15 protein-coding genes are annotated in these 16,853 nt (G+C 42.5%); 12 read left to right on the top strand and 3 right to left on the bottom strand.

Features of this window, described 5'->3' with window-relative positions; translation table 11 throughout:
• Positions 1–22: 22 nt before the first annotated feature.
• From C6348_RS06465 to C6348_RS06425, 9 genes are all read left to right on the top strand, one after another.
• Positions 23–1,279: a DNA polymerase IV gene (locus C6348_RS06465; protein ID WP_106042371.1), complete on the top strand. Its 1,257-nt coding sequence runs from the start codon at positions 23–25 to the stop codon at positions 1,277–1,279.
• A gap of 98 nt (positions 1,280–1,377) precedes the next feature.
• Positions 1,378–2,787, top strand: a complete 1,410-nt coding sequence (gene gndA, locus C6348_RS06460; protein ID WP_034661210.1) for an NADP-dependent phosphogluconate dehydrogenase — start codon at positions 1,378–1,380, stop codon at positions 2,785–2,787.
• 122 nt (positions 2,788–2,909) lie between these two features.
• On the top strand, positions 2,910–3,758 hold the full coding sequence (locus C6348_RS06455; RefSeq protein WP_034661991.1) for a GRP family sugar transporter: 849 nt from the start codon (positions 2,910–2,912) through the stop codon (positions 3,756–3,758).
• A 12-nt stretch (positions 3,759–3,770) separates the two neighbouring features.
• Positions 3,771–4,556 carry a glucose 1-dehydrogenase gene (locus C6348_RS06450; RefSeq protein WP_034661209.1) on the top strand — a complete coding sequence of 262 codons (786 nt, stop codon included), beginning with the start codon at positions 3,771–3,773 and terminating at the stop codon, positions 4,554–4,556.
• Positions 4,557–4,699: 143 nt separating this feature from the next.
• The gene (locus tag C6348_RS06445) at positions 4,700–5,011 is read left to right on the top strand and encodes a PTS sugar transporter subunit IIB (protein WP_003215713.1); all 312 of its coding nucleotides are present in this window, start codon (positions 4,700–4,702) and stop codon (positions 5,009–5,011) included.
• 3 nt (positions 5,012–5,014) lie between these two features.
• The gene (locus C6348_RS06440; RefSeq protein WP_060596797.1) at positions 5,015–5,347 is read left to right on the top strand and encodes a PTS sugar transporter subunit IIA; all 333 of its coding nucleotides are present in this window, start codon (positions 5,015–5,017) and stop codon (positions 5,345–5,347) included.
• Between the two features lie 25 nt (positions 5,348–5,372).
• Complete coding sequence (celB, locus tag C6348_RS06435) at positions 5,373–6,719, top strand: PTS cellobiose transporter subunit IIC (protein ID WP_034661207.1); 1,347 nt, start codon at positions 5,373–5,375, stop codon at positions 6,717–6,719.
• Positions 6,703–8,097, top strand: coding sequence for a glycoside hydrolase family 1 protein (locus tag C6348_RS06430; protein WP_106042369.1), 1,395 nt, complete (start codon positions 6,703–6,705; stop codon positions 8,095–8,097). Before celB ends, C6348_RS06430 begins: the two co-directional genes overlap by 17 nt.
• Positions 8,098–8,250: 153 nt before the next feature.
• Positions 8,251–8,973, top strand: a complete 723-nt coding sequence (locus tag C6348_RS06425; RefSeq protein ID WP_106042367.1) for a GntR family transcriptional regulator — start codon at positions 8,251–8,253, stop codon at positions 8,971–8,973.
• Positions 8,974–9,020: 47 nt separating this feature from the next.
• Here C6348_RS06425 and zwf read toward each other — a convergent pair whose 3' ends face one another.
• The gene (gene zwf / locus C6348_RS06420; RefSeq protein WP_034661204.1) at positions 9,021–10,496 is read right to left on the bottom strand and encodes a glucose-6-phosphate dehydrogenase; all 1,476 of its coding nucleotides are present in this window, start codon (positions 10,494–10,496) and stop codon (positions 9,021–9,023) included.
• A gap of 221 nt (positions 10,497–10,717) precedes the next feature.
• Here zwf and rnz point away from each other — a divergent pair, with 221 nt between their 5' ends.
• Together rnz and C6348_RS06410 are read left to right on the top strand one after the other, a co-directional pair.
• Positions 10,718–11,647, top strand: coding sequence for a ribonuclease Z (gene rnz, locus C6348_RS06415; protein WP_034661203.1), 930 nt, complete (start codon positions 10,718–10,720; stop codon positions 11,645–11,647).
• A 139-nt stretch (positions 11,648–11,786) separates the two neighbouring features.
• Positions 11,787–13,094 carry an aspartate aminotransferase type Ic gene (locus C6348_RS06410; RefSeq protein WP_066030694.1) on the top strand — a complete coding sequence of 436 codons (1,308 nt, stop codon included), beginning with the start codon at positions 11,787–11,789 and terminating at the stop codon, positions 13,092–13,094.
• A 47-nt stretch (positions 13,095–13,141) separates the two neighbouring features.
• Here the strand turns inward: C6348_RS06410 and C6348_RS06405 are convergent, their stop codons facing one another.
• Complete coding sequence (locus tag C6348_RS06405) at positions 13,142–13,906, bottom strand: alpha/beta fold hydrolase (protein ID WP_106036845.1); 765 nt, start codon at positions 13,904–13,906, stop codon at positions 13,142–13,144.
• A gap of 119 nt (positions 13,907–14,025) precedes the next feature.
• Positions 14,026–15,042, bottom strand: a complete 1,017-nt coding sequence (gene namA / locus C6348_RS06400) for an NADPH dehydrogenase NamA (RefSeq protein ID WP_106042365.1) — start codon at positions 15,040–15,042, stop codon at positions 14,026–14,028.
• 140 nt (positions 15,043–15,182) lie between these two features.
• On the opposite strand from namA, the gene C6348_RS06395 reads away from it, so the two are divergent.
• Entirely contained in the window at positions 15,183–16,796 is a 1,614-nt protein-coding gene (locus tag C6348_RS06395) for a M20/M25/M40 family metallo-hydrolase (RefSeq protein WP_106037963.1), read from the top strand.
• Positions 16,797–16,853: the final 57 nt, after the last annotated feature.

Raw genomic sequence — 16,853 nt, 5'->3', positions numbered from 1 at the left:
AATAAATGTAGGAGGCAGGCAAATGGGTGATTCTCAAAGGAAGGGTCGAATTATTTTTCATATTGATATGAATAGTTTTTATGCATCTGTCGAAATGGCGTATGATCCTTCTTTGAGAGGGAAACCTTTAGCCATTAGCGGAAATGCGAAAGAGCGTAAAGGGATTGTTGTGACGTGCAGCTACGAGGCAAGAGCACTAGGTGTAAAGCCCCCGATGCCGTTATGGGAAGCGAAGCGGCTTTGTCCGGGGCTGATTGTCCGTACACCTAACTTTGACCGGTACCGCAGCTCCTCACAAGAGATGTTTACGATACTAAGAGAATACAGCGATTTAGTCGAACCCGTATCCATTGACGAGGGCTATATTGATTTAACGCATACGCCTTATGCCGAGCACGCGGTGAAAACGGCTCATGATATTCAAACGAGGCTTGTAGAGGAGCTCATGCTTCCTTCAAGTATTGGCATTGCACCGAATAAATTTTTAGCGAAAATGGCGTCTAATTGGAAAAAACCAATGGGCATCACCATTTTACGTAAACGAGATGTGCCCCAAATGCTCTGGCCGCTGCCAGCGGGTGACATGCACGGAGTTGGACAGAAAACGGCAGATAAATTGAAAACGATTGGCATTCATACCATTGAAGATTTAGCGAAAGCAAATGAGTATACGCTAAAGGAATTACTGGGCATCAATGGACCGAGATTAAAGCAAAAGGCGAATGGTGAACATGACAGTATCGTGGACCCAGAAAGGATATACGAATTTAAATCCGTCGGTAATTCGTCAACCCTTCCTCATGATTCTGACGATCCAGATGAACTTGTCACGTTAATTGATAAGCTGTCACAATCTGTGAGTGCAAGATTAAGGAGAAAAGAAGTGATGGCAAATCGGCTTCTCATCATGATACGGTACGCAAGCTGGAAAAATATCACGCGAAGTGTCACACTCACGAATCCAACGGATCGAAAGGAAGACTTATTTGAGGCAGCAAAGCAGTTATTCCTTAAACATTGGAATGACCAGCCCGTGAGGCTCTTAGGTGTGACGGGGACAGACCTTGTAGAACGAAAAGCAGCTGTTAAACAGCTTGATTTATTTTCCTATACAGAAGATGCAAAAGAAGAGCCTCTCCAAACCGTTTTAGAAGGGCTGAAAGAAAAATATGGCAAATCACTCATTCAAAGAGGAATGACTATCAAGGAAAAAGAGAGCAAAACAAGCGGAACAAGTTTTAATAAAGACTTTTTTCAGGACGAAAAAGGAAATGACTAGCCTGAAAACTTGATAAAAGAGGTGGTGTTGTGGTAATTTCAAAGGGTACATCATTTCAGCAGTAATCAATATAGTGTGTTAGAAGGGACGTCAGAATTATGTCAAAACAACAAATCGGTGTGGTTGGACTAGCCGTTATGGGGAAAAACCTTGCCCTTAATATTGAAAGCCGCGGTTTCTCCGTGTCCGTTTATAACAGATCTAGCAGCAAAACGGAAGAGTTTCTCGAAGAATCAAAAGGAAAAAACGTTGTAGGCACATACAGCATTGAAGAATTTGTTCAGTCGCTTGAAACACCGCGTAAAATTCTTTTAATGGTAAAAGCTGGTGCAGCAACGGATGCAACCATTCAATCATTACTTCCTCACCTAGAGAAAGGTGACATCTTAATTGATGGTGGAAATACATATTACAAGGATACGCAAAGACGTAATCAAGAGCTTGCGGAAAGTGGTATCCACTTCATTGGTACAGGTGTTTCTGGCGGTGAAGAAGGTGCACTAAAAGGTCCATCTATCATGCCAGGCGGTCAAAAAGAAGCGCATGAGCTAGTGAAACCAATTTTAGAAGCGATCTCTGCGAAAGTAGATGGCGAGCCATGTACAACGTATATTGGCCCAGATGGAGCAGGACATTATGTCAAAATGGTCCATAACGGCATCGAGTACGGAGACATGCAATTGATCTCTGAATCATACTTTATCTTGAAGCATGTGGCTGGCTTGTCAGCAGAGGAGCTTCATGAAGTATTCTCAGAGTGGAATAAAGGCGAGCTTGACAGCTATTTAATCGAAATTACAGCGGATATTTTCACAAAAGTGGATGAAGAAACAAACCAGCCGCTTGTGGATGTCATCTTAGATAAAGCTGGACAAAAAGGAACTGGAAAATGGACGAGCCAAAGTTCTCTTGATCTAGGTGTCCCGCTTCCAATCATTACTGAGTCTGTTTTTGCGCGCTACATTTCAGCAATGAAAGATGAGCGTGTAGAAGCAAGCCAATTAATCGAAGGTCCTAAGCCAGCGCAATCAGCAGAGAATAAACAAGAGCTGATCGAAGCGGTTAGAAAAGCCCTATTCATGAGTAAAATCTGCTCTTATGCACAAGGTTTTGCGCAAATGAAAGCAGCATCTGATGAGTATAACTGGGATTTAAAATACGGTGAAATTGCGATGATCTTCCGCGGTGGATGTATCATTCGTGCAGCCTTCTTACAACAAATTAAAGAAGCATATGACCGTAACCCTGAACTGAAAAACCTATTGCTAGATCCTTACTTTAAGGATATTGCTCAAAGCTATCAATCATCACTTCGTAAAGTCATTTCACTTGCAGTGGAGCAAGGAGTTCCTGTTCCTTCATTCTCAAGTGCACTTGCTTACTTTGATAGCTATCGCACAGCTGTCCTGCCAGCGAACTTAATTCAAGCGCAGCGTGACTATTTCGGTGCACATACGTATGAGCGCACAGATAAAGAAGGCGTCTTCCATACGGAATGGATGAAATAAAATAGAACGTCAGAAAAACCTTACCATTGGATTGGTAAGGTTTTTTTGTGTTTGCATCTTTTCGGCTAAAAATGCGAAAAAGAGGGATGCTATGTAAAAAAGAAAAGAAAGTAGGGATAGAAGTGGGCATCTTATATGCACTTCTCCCAGCAATATTTTGGGGAAGTATTGTTCTGATCAGTGTCAAACTTGGCGGGAATGCATACCAGCAAACGCTCGGCATTACGCTTGGCGCATTTTTATTTTCAATTGCAGCCTTCTTCATCAAAATGCCAGAGCTGACACCACTTATTTTTGCGGTTTCCGTGATTTCAGGCATCTTTTGGAGCATTGGACAAATGAATCAGCTTTCAAGTGTTGCATTTCTCGGAGTCTCGAAGGCGGTTCCTTTGTCAACGGGCATGCAGCTTGTGAGCACTACTTTATTTGGTGTCATGGTCTTCAAGGAATGGCAAACGATGACAGTCATACTCATTGGTTCATGCGCCATTTTACTGATTATTGCAGGTGTTGTGATGACATCGCTCGGTCAAAAGAAGAATGGCGGCGGGAATGGTGGAGGCAATTTCAAAAAAGGGATCATTATTCTGCTCATCTCAACGGTTGGCTATGTCGGATATGTCGTCATTTTAAGATGGTTTCATATTGATGGGTGGTCTGCCCTCGTTCCGCAATCGGTCGGTATGCTGCTTTCATCCTTGGCGATTAGTCTAAAGCAGAACCCGTTTAGTAAATATACGTTTAAAAATATCATTGCCGGTTTGGTTTGGTCGACAGGAAATCTTGGACTTCTTTTGGCCATTCCGCTCATTGGCGTAGCCGTAAGTTTTTCGATGTCACAGACAGGGATTGTCATCTCAACATTAGGCGGCATTTACTTATTAAAAGAGAAAGCATCCAGAACAAGCTTTGTCATTGCAGGCTGCTTGATGATCATTGCAGGCGGCGTGCTGCTAGGCTTTACAAAATAGGAGGGTAAACGAATGTATCCAGATTTAGAAGGAAAAACAGTCCTGATTACAGGAGCCGGTACAGGAATAGGGCAAGCGATGGCACGCCGATTTGGACAAGAAAAAGCCAATGTGGTGATCAATTATTTCTCAGATCAAGAAAATCCGGATGACACCATTGCGGATATTCAAAAAAATGGCGGCCAGGCTGTGAAAATCAAGGGAGATGTATCAAAGGAAGAGGATATGCGGGCAATGATTGATAAAGCCATTCATACGTACGGCAGCCTTGATGTCATGATCAATAACGCAGGTATTGAAAACGAAGTGCCTTCCACAGAAATGACGCTGGATAATTGGAACAAAGTCATGTCGACCAATTTAACAGGTATGTTTCTCGGCTGCCGTGATGCACTGAAGTATATGACAGATCACGGGATAGAAGGATCGATCATCAATATGTCGTCGGTTCACCAGCAAATCCCTTGGCCTCATTTCGTTCATTATGCAGCAAGTAAAGGGGGCGCCAAGCTGCTGACAGAAACGCTGGCACTAGAATACGCCCCTAAAAAAATCCGTGTAAACAGCATTGCACCAGGCGCCATCGATACCCCGATCAATGCGGAAAAATTCGATGATCCCGCATTGAAAAAAGGCGTGATTGAATTGATCCCCATTGGTTATATTGGAAAGCCGGAAGAAGTGGCAGCATGTGCTGTCTGGCTGGCGTCAAAAGAGGCAAGCTATGTCACAGGCCTGACGCTCTATGTGGACGGCGGCATGACAAAGTATCCTGGCTTCCAGGCAGGAAAAGGATAGGGAGAAAGTCAAAGAGCGTACACACATGACGCTCTTTTTTTATATAAAATACAGACAAATAAAATGAAATGTCTAGACATTTAAAAATAAAAATATATAATATTAAATGGAAGCGCTTTTATTACAACAATGGGGTGAGAGAAATGAAACGTATTTTATTAGCATGCAGTTCAGGAATGTCTACGAGTTTACTAGTTACAAAGATGAAGGCTCATGCCGACTCAATAGGGGACGAGGCAGAAATTTGGGCAGTTGGGCAAGATCAAGCGAGAAAAGAAATGGCGAATGCGGATGTTGTGTTAATTGGACCGCAAATGAGCTTTTTAAAAGGGGATCTTCAAAAAGAAGCAACAAAATACGGGATTGCAGTAGAGGTCATAGATATGCAGGCGTACGGGCTTGCCGATGGACAAAAAGCGTATGAACAAGCCGTTACATTGATGGAGGAATCGTAAAGAATGGAAAAGAAAACACTCGAAGGGCTCACGGAGGAACAAGTCAGTTTTCAATTGATCTTACACAGTGGAAATGCACGCAGCAAATTGCTTCAATCTCTTAAACAATTTCGAGAAGGTCAAGAAGATGAGGCATTTGGTCTCATGAAAGAAGCGGAAGAAGATTTACGTCATGCACATGGTATCCATTTTCAACTCGTGCAGCAAGAGGCAGGCGGGGAGAAAACGCCTTTCTCCTTATTGCTCATGCACGCCGAAGATCACTTAATGTCCACCATTACGATCAAGGAGCTTGTGGGAGAGCTCCTGCCGATTTTCCAATCGCTAAAACAATAAAGGGTGTAAACAAGGGGGGAAACCAATGTTTGATAAAATAAGTGCCATTTTGGTTCCGATTGCTGGGAGATTGAACAACAACCGCTATTTAGGCGTATTACGGGATGCTTTTATGCTTGCGTTCCCGCTCACCATTTTTGGTTCCATTATGGTTGTGCTAATGAATTTGCCATTTTTAGATAAAATCATGAGTCAAACCGCACTGGAAGGCGTCCAGTCTGCACTGAATATCGCGCCAAGTGCGACCATCAGCATTATGAGCGTGTTTGTTGTATTTGGGATTGGCTACTATTTATCGAAAAGCTATGATGTGGAAGCTGTATTTGGCGGCGTGATTGCTTTAGCCTCTTTCTTGCTTCTGACGCCATTTTTACTAGAACAAGAAGGCGGTGCATCTATTGCAGGTGTGATCCCAGTCGATCGTTTAGGAGCAAAGGGGATGTTCCTAGGAATGATCACAGGCTTTTTGTCTGCTGAAATTTATCGTTATTTTGTCCAAAAGAAATTTGTCATCAATATGCCGCAAGGGGTTCCGCCAGCTGTTTCAAAGTCTTTTGCTGCACTGATCCCGGCTACTTTGACACTCACAACCTTTTTACTGATCAATATCATCATTACACAAGGCTTCAAAACAAACATGCATGACCTGATTTATCATGCCATTCAGGCGCCGCTTGTTGGACTTGGAAGCGGTATCATACCGACCTTGATCGCTGTTTTCTTTATACAAATTCTTTGGTTCTTTGGGCTCCACGGCCAAATTATTATCAACTCTGTCATGGACCCGATTTGGAATACATTGTCCATTCAAAATCTAGAGAGCTACACAAAAACTGGTGAGGTTCCGAATATCATCAGCAAGCAGTTTATCGAAATCTATACGGTTGGCATGGGCGGAACCGGTATGACGCTGGCTGTTGTGTTTACGATTTTAATTTTCCTGAAAAGTAAGCAATTAAAACAAGTAGCAAAGCTCGGCTTAGGACCAGGATTATTTAACGTCAATGAACCGATTATTTTCGGTTTACCGATTGTCATGAATCCACTTATTCTCATTCCATGGATTTTGGCGCCAATGGTCATTACATGTATTTCTTATTTTGCGATGGCAACAGGCATTGTACCGCCGCCGACAGGCGTGAATATTCCATGGACGGTGCCGATCTTTATTAGCGGAATAATGGCAACAAATTCACTAGCGGGCGGTCTGCTTCAGCTGTTTAATCTGATGATTGTGTTTGTCATTTGGTTCCCGTTCCTGAAGTTTATTGACCGTATGAATGTGAAGAATGAAAAAATAACCCCAACGGAAAAAACGAAGACAACAAACATCAAAGGCGAAGGAGACTCAATACATGTCGATGGAAAATAACAAGCAATCATATATATTTCCAGAAGGTTTCTGGTGGGGATCTTCTGCCTCAGAAGGCAGTGTCCCTGGAGATGGTAAGGGACCGAATATTTGGGATCATTGGTTTGAACAAGAGCCGACTCGTTTTTTTGATGGTGTAGGCCCAAACGTGACATCCCAATTTTATCGAAAATATAAAGAGGATATCCGTCTGATGAAAGAAATTGGGCACAATTCATTTCGGCTGTCCATTTCATGGTCACGTCTTTTACCTGAAGGGAAAGGTGTGGTCAATGAAGAAGCAGTATCTTTTTACAATGATGTGATCAATGAACTGATTGCACATGATATTGAGCCGTTTGTGAACCTGTACCATTTCGATATGCCAATGGCGCTGCAGGAAAAAGGCGGATGGGTGAACAGACAGGTAGTAGATGATTATGTCAGCTATGCGGAATTGTGCTTTCAATTATTTGGCGACCGGGTGAAAAAATGGTTTACCCATAATGAACCGATAGTTCCTGTAGAGGGCGGGTATATGTATAGCTTTCATTATCCAAACGAAGTCGATTTCCAAAAGGCTGTACAGGTCGGTTTTCATGAACTTTTATCAAATGCTAAGGCGATTGCGGCTTATAAAAAGCTGCAGCAAGGCGGGAAGATTGGCATCATCCTAAATCTAACCCCATCTTATCCGAGAAGCCAGAATCCGTGCGATGTAGAAGCAGCAGAGATGGCTGATGCTTTCTTTAACCGTTCCTTCCTAGATCCTGCGGTGAAGGGACATTTCCCAGAAAAACTAGTAGAGGTCTTAAAGAAAGAAGGCTTTATGCCAAGTATTGAAGAAGGAGACCTTGAGCTCATTCAAGAGAATACCGTCGACCTCCTTGGGATCAACTATTATCAGCCAAGAAGAGTGAAAGCGAAAGAGCATATGCCGCATCCGAAAGCACCATTTATGCCAAATCATTATTTTGATGCGTTTGAAATGCCGGGAAGAAAAATGAATGTGTATCGAGGCTGGGAAATCTATGAAAAAGGTATTTATGATATATTGAAAAAAGTTCAAACAGACTATGATAATATTGAATGCTTTATTTCTGAAAATGGAATGGGTGTCGAAGGAGAAGAGCGGTTTAAGGATGAAGAAGGAATGATTCATGACGATTACCGCATTGACTTTATTTCTGAGCATCTCAAATGGGTGCATCAAGCCATTCAAGAAGGAAGTAATGTAAAAGGCTATCATCTGTGGACGTTTATGGATAACTGGTCATGGTCGAATGCCTATAAAAATCGTTATGGATTTGTCTCAGTTGATCTTCAAGAAGACGGGAAACGAACCATCAAGAAAAGCGGATACTGGTTTCAATCGGTATCAGAGAATAACGGTTTTTAATCAAGATACTTGCTCTTTCTTTGAAAAGGGCAAGTATTTTTCTTATGTGACGGTAAGTGGATGAAACAAAAATGGCTGGTACCTTTTAAGCTTACTAGGCTTAGTGTAGAATGAGAGGAAGCTATGAAAAAACAAGTCAGTTGGTGGTGTGAGATGAAAAAGTACGAACTCATTTCAGAAGAAATCAGAAAACGAATAGGAACAGCATATTATCCAGAAGATCAACCCATTCCAGATGAAAACTCGCTTGCCGCTGAATTTCAATGCAGCCGAATGACGATGAAGCGTGCGCTCGATCTTCTCGTAGCAGAAGGTCTGCTCTTTAGAAAAAGAGGACACGGCACATTTATTGTGAAGGCAGCGTTAAACCAAGGGGCTATCAATGTATCTGGTCATGAAAATAAAGGATTCACGAAAGTCATGGCGGACAAAAACGTCACGAGCCAAATCATTCGCTTTGATGTCCATTTTCCAAGCGAAGAAGTGGCAGCCCACCTATCCATTGACTTAACCACACCCGTTTATGACATCATCCGGCTCCGCCTCGTGGATGAGGAGCCATATGTATTAGAAAAAACGTTTATGCCGGTCAATGTCATTAAGGGCATAGATGAAGAGGTTTTATTGGGATCGATCTATGACTACATATCAAATGAACTCCATTTAAAAGTGGCAGGAGCGCACAAGAAAATTAGAGCGGCTAAATCAGATGAGCTGGACCAGCAATATTTAGGCTGTGACCCAACGGATCCTGTGCTCGAAGTCGAGCAGGTTGCTTATTTAAACACAGGCCGGCCGTTTGAGTACTCCTTTAGTCATCACCGCTATGATAAGTTCGACTTTTCAACGGTTGAAATTACGAAAACAGGACGTTAAAAAAAGAGCAGAACCCCCGAGGGAGACTGCTCTTTTTTTATTTCATTTTATATATTCCACCAATGATATCCGTCTTTTTCTAGAAGCTGATCGGCTTCTTTTGGTCCCATTGAACCAGCAGGATAATTTGGTTTTAATGTTTTGTTTTCTGCCCATTTTTCAGAAATCGGATCAACAAAGTTCCAAGAAAGCGCCACTTCATCCCAGTGAGCAAAGTTCGTTGCATCGCCTAGCAAGCAGTCATGAATCAGCTTTTCATATGCTTCTGGTGTATTCATGATGTCGTTATAGTTTGTTTGGTAGTCGAGCTTAATCGGTTTCGCATACGTACCGCCATCAAGCTTGCGAGCGTTCAGGTGAAGGGTAATGCCTTCATCTGGCTGAATGTGAATGACGAGTAAGTTTGGATGCATGGAATTTCCGTTTCCATAGTACAGGTTCATTGGAATGTCTTTAAATTGAACAACGATTTGAGTAGATTTCTTTTCTAATCGTTTTCCTGTACGAATGTAAAATGGCACCCCGGCCCATCTAAAGTTATCAATGAGCAGCTTCCCTGCAACGAAGGTTTCTGTGTTTGAGTTCGGGTCTACATTTTGCTCTTCAAGATAGGAAGGAACCATGCTGCCATCAACCGTACCAGCATCATACTGTCCGCGGACAAAGAATTGATCGACCTCATCTTTAGAGAAAGGACGAAGAGCGCGTAATGCTTTCCGTTTTTCGCTGCGGATCTCCTCTGTATTCAGCTTAATTGGCGGCTCCATTGCTAAAAGTGCCACCATTTGAAGCATATGGTTTTGGACCATATCTCTTAGTGCACCTGAACTTTCGTAATAGCGAGCCCGGTCTTCAACCCCTAATGATTCACTAGATGTAATTTGAATGTTTGAGATATATCGGTTTGTCCAAAGTGGTTCAAAGATGGCATTCGCAAAACGGATGACCTCAATGTTTTGAACCATTTGTTTACCGAGATAGTGGTCAATACGATAAATTTGATCTTCAGAGAATGCATCTCGAATTTCTTCATTTAATGTTTTGGCACTTGGCAGGTCATGGCCAAATGGTTTTTCAATGACAAGTCTTGACCAGCCGGTTGTTTTTGATACGCCTTCACTTTTTAGGAACTTCGCAATCGTTCCGAAGAATTCCGGTGCCATCGCTAAATAGAACATCCGGTTATTTGGGATACTGTACGTATCTTCAAGGCCTGCTAAAAGTGTGTTAAGCGATTGATAGGAAGCAGGGCTTGATACGTCAAAGTCGTGATAATAAAAATGCGAACTGAATTCCTCTATTTTCGCTTCTGCATCATCAGAAGAAACAGATTCTTTCACCACAGCTCTGAGATCCTCATGAGACCACGGACGGCGTCCAACACCGACGACGGCGAATTGATCACCAAGCTTTCCGCTATGAAAAAGTCTATGTATAGAAGGGTAGAGCTTGCGTTTGGCAAGATCTCCTGTTGCGCCAAAAATGACAATGACTGCTTTTGGATTGTTAGTTTCTGTATTCACGAAAAGTACCTCACTTTATTCGTAGCATTGTTGTAAAAACCGAGATTGTATGTACATTTTCTTTATTTTAAAGGTTCATTGTTCGTAAAGCAAACATTTGATTCGACTTTTTCTGCTCTCGTTTGACTTTTTTCGAAAATTCCGCTGAATTCACATTTACCTTGTCTTCATGTATTCTATATGAATGAAGATATTGTATACCGGCTTTAGGAGGAAAAGTAATGGAACTGCTCTTTTTAGGAACAGGTGCAGGCATTCCTGCAAAAACTAGAAACGTCACTTGCACAGCGCTAAAGCTTTTAGAAGAAAGAAAAGCAGTGTGGCTTTTTGATTGCGGAGAAGCGACGCAGCATCAAATATTACATACAACGATTAAACCGAGAAAGATCGAGAAAATATTTATCACTCATATGCATGGTGATCATGTATACGGTCTCCCAGGACTGCTTGGCAGCAGATCCTTTCAAGGCGGAGAGGATGAACTAACGATCTATGGGCCTAAGGGCATCAAAGCGTTTGTGAACGCAGCACTTTCAGCTACACAAACGCATTTGACATATCCGCTGCATATCATAGAGATAGATGAAGGGATCATATTTGAAGATGATACCTTTCAAGTAGAAGCAAGACGAGTATCTCACGGTATTCCAGCTTACGGCTATCGGGTAGTGGAAAAAGATGTACCAGGTGCATTAAAAGCCGAAGACCTGAAAGAAATCGGTGTAAAACCTGGACCTTTGTATCAGAAGTTAAAAAATGGGGAAACCGTGACACTCGAAGATGGAAGAATCATTGATGGAACCGATTATTTGGAACCCCCTAAAAAAGGGAGAATCGTTGCATTTTCAGGAGATACCCGTTTATGCGAGAATATAACAAGGCTTGCCAAAGATGCGGATGTGTTAGTCCATGAAGCAACATTCGGTAAAGAAGATGCTGATCTAGCCTACAATTATTATCACAGCACGACAGAACAAGCAGCGAAAACGGCGCAGGAAGCAGGCGCAAAAAGATTAATTTTGACCCATATTAGTGCACGTTACCAAGGAGAAGAGGCACTGAAACAACTATTGAAAGAAGCCCGCGATATATTCCCGCTGACAGAAGCTGCACATGATTTCTTTTCTTTTTCCATTGACCGCACGCTGTAAAAATTGGATGAATCGTCAAAAAAAGTTGTGTGATTTTTTTGATATTTATAATGACTCTCTTTTTCAGGTAGTGGTAAAATGGTGAAGAAAAAACAAATGATGAATGAAACTATGAAGAATACGGGAGGCACAATCAAAGATGAGCGGTTTTACAGCGTTAAGTGAAGCAGAATTAAATGACCTATATGCAGCACTACAAAATGAGTACGAAACTTATAAAAGTAAAAACTTACACTTAGACATGTCTAGAGGAAAACCTTCACCAAAACAGCTCGATTTGTCTATGGGCATGCTCGATGTTGTGACATCAAAGGATGCGATGACAGCTGAGGATGGCACAGATGTGCGAAACTATGGCGGCTTGACAGGGCTTCCTGAAACGAAGACATTTTTTGCAGATGTACTCAATCTGAAGCCAGAACAAATCATCATCGGCGGTAATTCCAGCCTTAATATGATGCACGATACCATTGCCCGTGCCATGACTCACGGCGTATATGACAGCAAAACACCTTGGGGAAAGCTGCCAAAAGTAAAATTCCTTGCACCAAGCCCAGGATATGACCGTCACTTTGCCATTTGTGAGCTATTTAACATAGAGATGATCACAGTCGATATGAAGGCTGATGGACCTGATATGGATCAGGTAGAAAAATTGGTCGCAGAAGATGAAGCGATTAAAGGCATTTGGTGTGTACCAAAATATAGCAACCCAGATGGCATTACGTATTCAGATGAGGTTGTTGACCGCCTCGCTTCTATGAAAACAAAAGCAGACGACTTCCGCATTTTTTGGGATGATGCATACGCAGTCCATCATCTAACTGATACGCCTGATACGTTAAAAGATATTTTTCAAGCAGTAGAGGAAGCAGGGCACCCAAATCGTGTGTTTATGTTTGCGTCTACTTCTAAAATTACATTCCCAGGATCAGGTATTGCACTGATGGCGTCTAGCCCGGACAATGTAAGCTTCACTCAAAAGCAATTATCGGTTCAAACGATCGGACCAGACAAAATCAATCAATTAAGACATCTTCGTTTCTTCAAGAATCCAGAAGGCTTGAAGGAACATATGAAAAAACATGCAGCGATCATTAAGCCAAAGTTTGACCTCGTTCTTTCCATTCTTGATGAAACACTTGGCGGGAAAGACATTGCTGAATGGCACAAGCCAAATGGCGGATATTTCATTAGTTTAAATACGCTCGATCATTGTGCAAAAGCTGTTGTGCAAAAGGCAAAAGAAGCAGGTGTTACAATGACAGGTGCAGGCGCGACATATCCTTATGGAAAAGACCCGCTTGATCGTAACATTCGCATTGCGCCAACGTTCCCAACACTTGAAGAACTAGAGCAAGCGATTGACATCTTTACATTATGTGTTCAGCTTGTCAGCATTGAAAAGCTGCTTTCTAAAAAAAGTCAGTCTGCTCCAACGGCATAAAGAAAAGAAAACTCCTTGACTGATAACTAGTCAAGGAGTTTTTGTTTTTAATTGGCTGTTTGATAATAGGAAACAGGTTGTTTGGCTGCGCACCATACATCATAGATCGCAAGCTGCACAATATGCGGTTCATCATGATGAATATAGTGCGAGCTGTTCTGCGCCTGAATCCATCCGCTTTGGGATGACAAAGACAGCATCCGTTTATGAAGTCTGAGCCAAGCTTCATGCGCTGGATGAAACAATCGGCTCTTACCTGATGAAATGACAAGGAGCGGCATCATCCCATAATGGGTTTGCTCCTCTTTCATTGTACTTAGCATTTGCTGAAAGTCCTCATGCGTACATTCTGCTGTGAATTGCGCCATATATGAGGTGCGTTCTTCCTTTGATAAAAGCGGCAGGATGACCTGTTCTTGCTCCTCACTTGCTGGGTCTAACATCACCATGCCAATGACGTCATCTCCTCTGCGGCTTGCCCATAACCGGCTGACAAGAGAGCCAAATGAGTGAGCCACAATGAGAAAGGGCGGCTGAATATTGGCTTCTTCTAGCAGCGCATCTAAATCATCTGCAAGATCATGCAATGTTCTTCCTTCACTGCTGTCACTGCTCTTTCCATTTCCTAATCGATCGTATAAGAAAACCCCAAGCTCAGGATCAATATCGCGGACCATATTCGACCACGTATCACCCGAAATGCCGTAGCCTGCTTCAAAGATAATGGTGGCTTGCCTTTTGCCTTGACGATGTTTTGTATAAAAATGATGTCCATCTATATGATACATTCTTTCAATCATTGCCGAGTTCATTCTTCCATCTCCTCTAAGTGGTTCTTTAGCTAAAAGACGGCACAAAAGGCTGATATGTTTCTCTTAAAAACAAAAAAGATGCCTATTTCAAAAAATAGACACCTTTTTTCTATGAGCTTTTACCAAGCGCGATCATATTGACGCGGGCCTTCGATAGATGTACGAAGTTCTTGAGCAGCTGTTTTTGGAAAGTATGGATCCCGTAAAAATTCTCTGCCTATAAAGATTAAGTCTGCACGCTGATTTCGTAAAATTTCCTCTGCCTGTACACCAGATGTGATCAGGCCGACTGCCCCTGTTTGAATACCGGCACCTTCTTTTATTTTTTCTGCGAAGGTCACTTGGTAGCCAGGGAATGTGTTGATTTTCGCCTGTACGACAGCGCCTGAGCTGACATCGATTAAGTCGACACCTTGTTCCTTCAGCCATGCAGCAATGCCAATGTAATCTGCAATATCAAGTCCTTTTGTCGTGTAATCAGAAGCAGACACACGGACAAATAATGGTCCGTCCCATACTTCATTGACTGCATCGATGACTTCTCTTAAGAAACGATAACGGTTCTCTGGTGAACCGCCATAGTCATCTGTTCGATGATTTGCCAGCGGTGAAAGAAATTCATTGATCAAATAGCCATGCGCCCCATGAATTTCAATGATGTCAAAGCCAGCCTTTTTTGCTCGGACAGCTGCATCCTGAAACGCCTGAACGGTATCTTTGATTTGATCGACAGACATCTCGGCAGGGGTTTTAGACTGTTCATCAAATGGAATGCTTGATGGTGCCAGGATGTCACCACCTAGTTCAGCCTTACGCCCTGCATGAGCCAGCTGGATAGCTGTCTTGGTTCCGTATGCTTTGATTTGTTCGTTTAATGAAGCAAATCCTTCAATGTGCTCATCACTCCAAATACCGAGGTCTTGATCACTAATTCTTCCCTCGGGAGAAACAGCACTTGCCTCCACCATGATCAGGCCAGCCTGACCTTGGGCACGGGAAATATAATGTGTAAAGTGGAAAGGCTGTAATTTCCCATCATGGTCATAGGATGAATACATACACATCGGGGACATCACGATGCGGTTTTTCAGTGTAACACCTTTTAATGTCCAAGGTGAAAAGAGTTTTGTTTTCAAATACCTTCGCCTCCTCATGGAATTGTATAGCCGATTATAACAGCCATTCAAACTTTCGTCATAAAAGGTGCTCAAAGAATATAGCTTTTATACGCGTTTTTGTATAATGGAGAGATAGAGACAACAAAGGGGGAAAAGGGATGAAATGGCAAACAGAGAGTGAACTAAAGGAACTGCTCACAGCTCTTATGCAGTATGAAAGCATATCGGGTACAACTGGAGAAGTTGCGTTAGCTGAATATTTATATTATTTGCTGAGGGAGCGGCCTTATTTCAAGCAGAACCCTGATCATTTGGCTTTGCATCCGATGAAAGATGGCCGGTATTATTTAACGGCGCTTGTAAAGCGCAGCACGCTGCCACGTACCGTTTTGCTGCTTAGTCATTTCGATGTCGTCGATACAGAAGATTACGGTGAATTTCAAAACATGGCATGCAAACCAGAAGAGTTAATGGCGTCATTTTCTCAAAAAAGTGCGCTTCTCCCAAAAAGAGCAAGAGAAGATCTTGCTTCAGGTGACTGGTTGTTTGGAAGAGGTGCCATGGATATGAAAGCAGGTCTTACTGTACAGCTTTCTATGCTGGAAAGAGCGATGACAGAAACCTTTCATGGAAATGTCCTGCTCGTCACAGTCCCTGATGAAGAAGTGAATTCTCAAGGAATGCTTGAAGCTGTTCCGAAACTAAAGGAGCTTAAGGAAAAGCATGACCTTGACTATACCGCGTGCTTAAACAGTGAGCCCATGTTTGAAAAATATCCAGGTGATGAACACAAATATATGTATACAGGCAGTATAGGGAAGGTGCTGGCCGGATTTTTCTGCAAAGGAATTGAAACGCATGTAGGAGAGCCATTCTCAGGCTTAAATGCGAATTTTATGGTATCTGAATTAAACCGGCTGTTAGAGCTGAATAGTGATTATTGTGAGGAAGTAGACGGTGAAGTCACGCCGCCGCCCACCAACTTGATGCAAAAGGACTTAAAAGAAGCCTATTCCGTTCAAACACCTCACACAGCTGTTTCTTTATTTAATGTGCTGATGATGAATCGTTCAAGTGAAGAACTGCACGGGCTTCTCTATGACACTGCGAAACAAGCAGCAGACGAAATCGAGGCCAATCTCAAACAGAAAACAGCTGAGTTTCAGCGCTTTAAACCTTTTACACCGATTGATACGAAGATTACGGTTCTCACGTATCATGAGCTGTATCAAAAAGCTGCAGAACGCTCAGGTAAACAGGAGGTTGAACGCATTGTTAACTATGCGTTCGCCAATCGAGGTGAGCTTGGAGATCGTGATTTTTCAACCAAAATCATCTCTGAGCTGACGACACTTTGTAAGGAAGAAGGGCCGCTGATTGTTCTATTTTATAGTCCGCCATTTTATCCTGCGGTTTCTTCAACGGAAGATCCGCATATCCAAGCAACCTTAAAGAGGATTCAAATAGAGGCAAAAAAGAGTTATGGACTTGAAATAGAAGAAGTGAAATATTTCCCCGGATTGTCTGATTTAAGTTACTTACAGCTCGAAAAACAGGACGTAGGTCATTACACGACCAATATGCCGCTTTATCAAAAAGGCTATTCTTTACCGGAAGGAGAAAAGGGAGCACTTTACGTTCCAGTTATCAACGTGGGGCCATTAGGAAAGGACCCGCACAAATGGACAGAGCGGCTGCACATCCCGTTCTCATTCGGCATTTTGCCAGAATTACTAGAATCAGCGATTCATGCTTTGTTAGAGAAACATTGAGTATGTGTGAAGAGCCCTATCGTGATAGGGCTTTTATTTTTAAATAGACGATCCATC

Origin of the sequence: Bacillus sp. YBWC18 (assembly GCF_002998775.1) — a bacterium.
In the GTDB taxonomy this organism is placed as follows: domain Bacteria; phylum Bacillota; class Bacilli; order Bacillales; family Bacillaceae; genus Bacillus.
The sequence above is the reverse complement of the archived record's forward strand: the minus strand, read 5'-3'. Positions and strand labels throughout refer to the sequence as shown.

What these genes read in the sequence shown, in the direction of transcription:
- C6348_RS06445 (WP_003215713.1), top strand. Translation starts at nt 4,700, where the DNA reads ATGAAACGTATTTTATTAGCATGCAGTTCAGGAATGTCTACGAGTTTA.
- gndA (WP_034661210.1), top strand. Translation starts at nt 1,378, where the DNA reads ATGTCAAAACAACAAATCGGTGTGGTTGGACTAGCCGTTATGGGGAAA.
- C6348_RS06395 (WP_106037963.1), top strand. Translation starts at nt 15,183, where the DNA reads ATGAAATGGCAAACAGAGAGTGAACTAAAGGAACTGCTCACAGCTCTT.
- celB (WP_034661207.1), top strand. Translation starts at nt 5,373, where the DNA reads ATGTTTGATAAAATAAGTGCCATTTTGGTTCCGATTGCTGGGAGATTG.
- C6348_RS06450 (WP_034661209.1), top strand. Translation starts at nt 3,771, where the DNA reads ATGTATCCAGATTTAGAAGGAAAAACAGTCCTGATTACAGGAGCCGGT.
- C6348_RS06425 (WP_106042367.1), top strand. Translation starts at nt 8,251, where the DNA reads ATGAAAAAGTACGAACTCATTTCAGAAGAAATCAGAAAACGAATAGGA.
- C6348_RS06440 (WP_060596797.1), top strand. Translation starts at nt 5,015, where the DNA reads ATGGAAAAGAAAACACTCGAAGGGCTCACGGAGGAACAAGTCAGTTTT.
- C6348_RS06465 (WP_106042371.1), top strand. Translation starts at nt 23, where the DNA reads ATGGGTGATTCTCAAAGGAAGGGTCGAATTATTTTTCATATTGATATG.
- C6348_RS06405 (WP_106036845.1), bottom strand. Translation starts at nt 13,906, where the DNA reads ATGAACTCGGCAATGATTGAAAGAATGTATCATATAGATGGACATCAT.
- rnz (WP_034661203.1), top strand. Translation starts at nt 10,718, where the DNA reads ATGGAACTGCTCTTTTTAGGAACAGGTGCAGGCATTCCTGCAAAAACT.
- C6348_RS06410 (WP_066030694.1), top strand. Translation starts at nt 11,787, where the DNA reads ATGAGCGGTTTTACAGCGTTAAGTGAAGCAGAATTAAATGACCTATAT.
- C6348_RS06430 (WP_106042369.1), top strand. Translation starts at nt 6,703, where the DNA reads ATGTCGATGGAAAATAACAAGCAATCATATATATTTCCAGAAGGTTTC.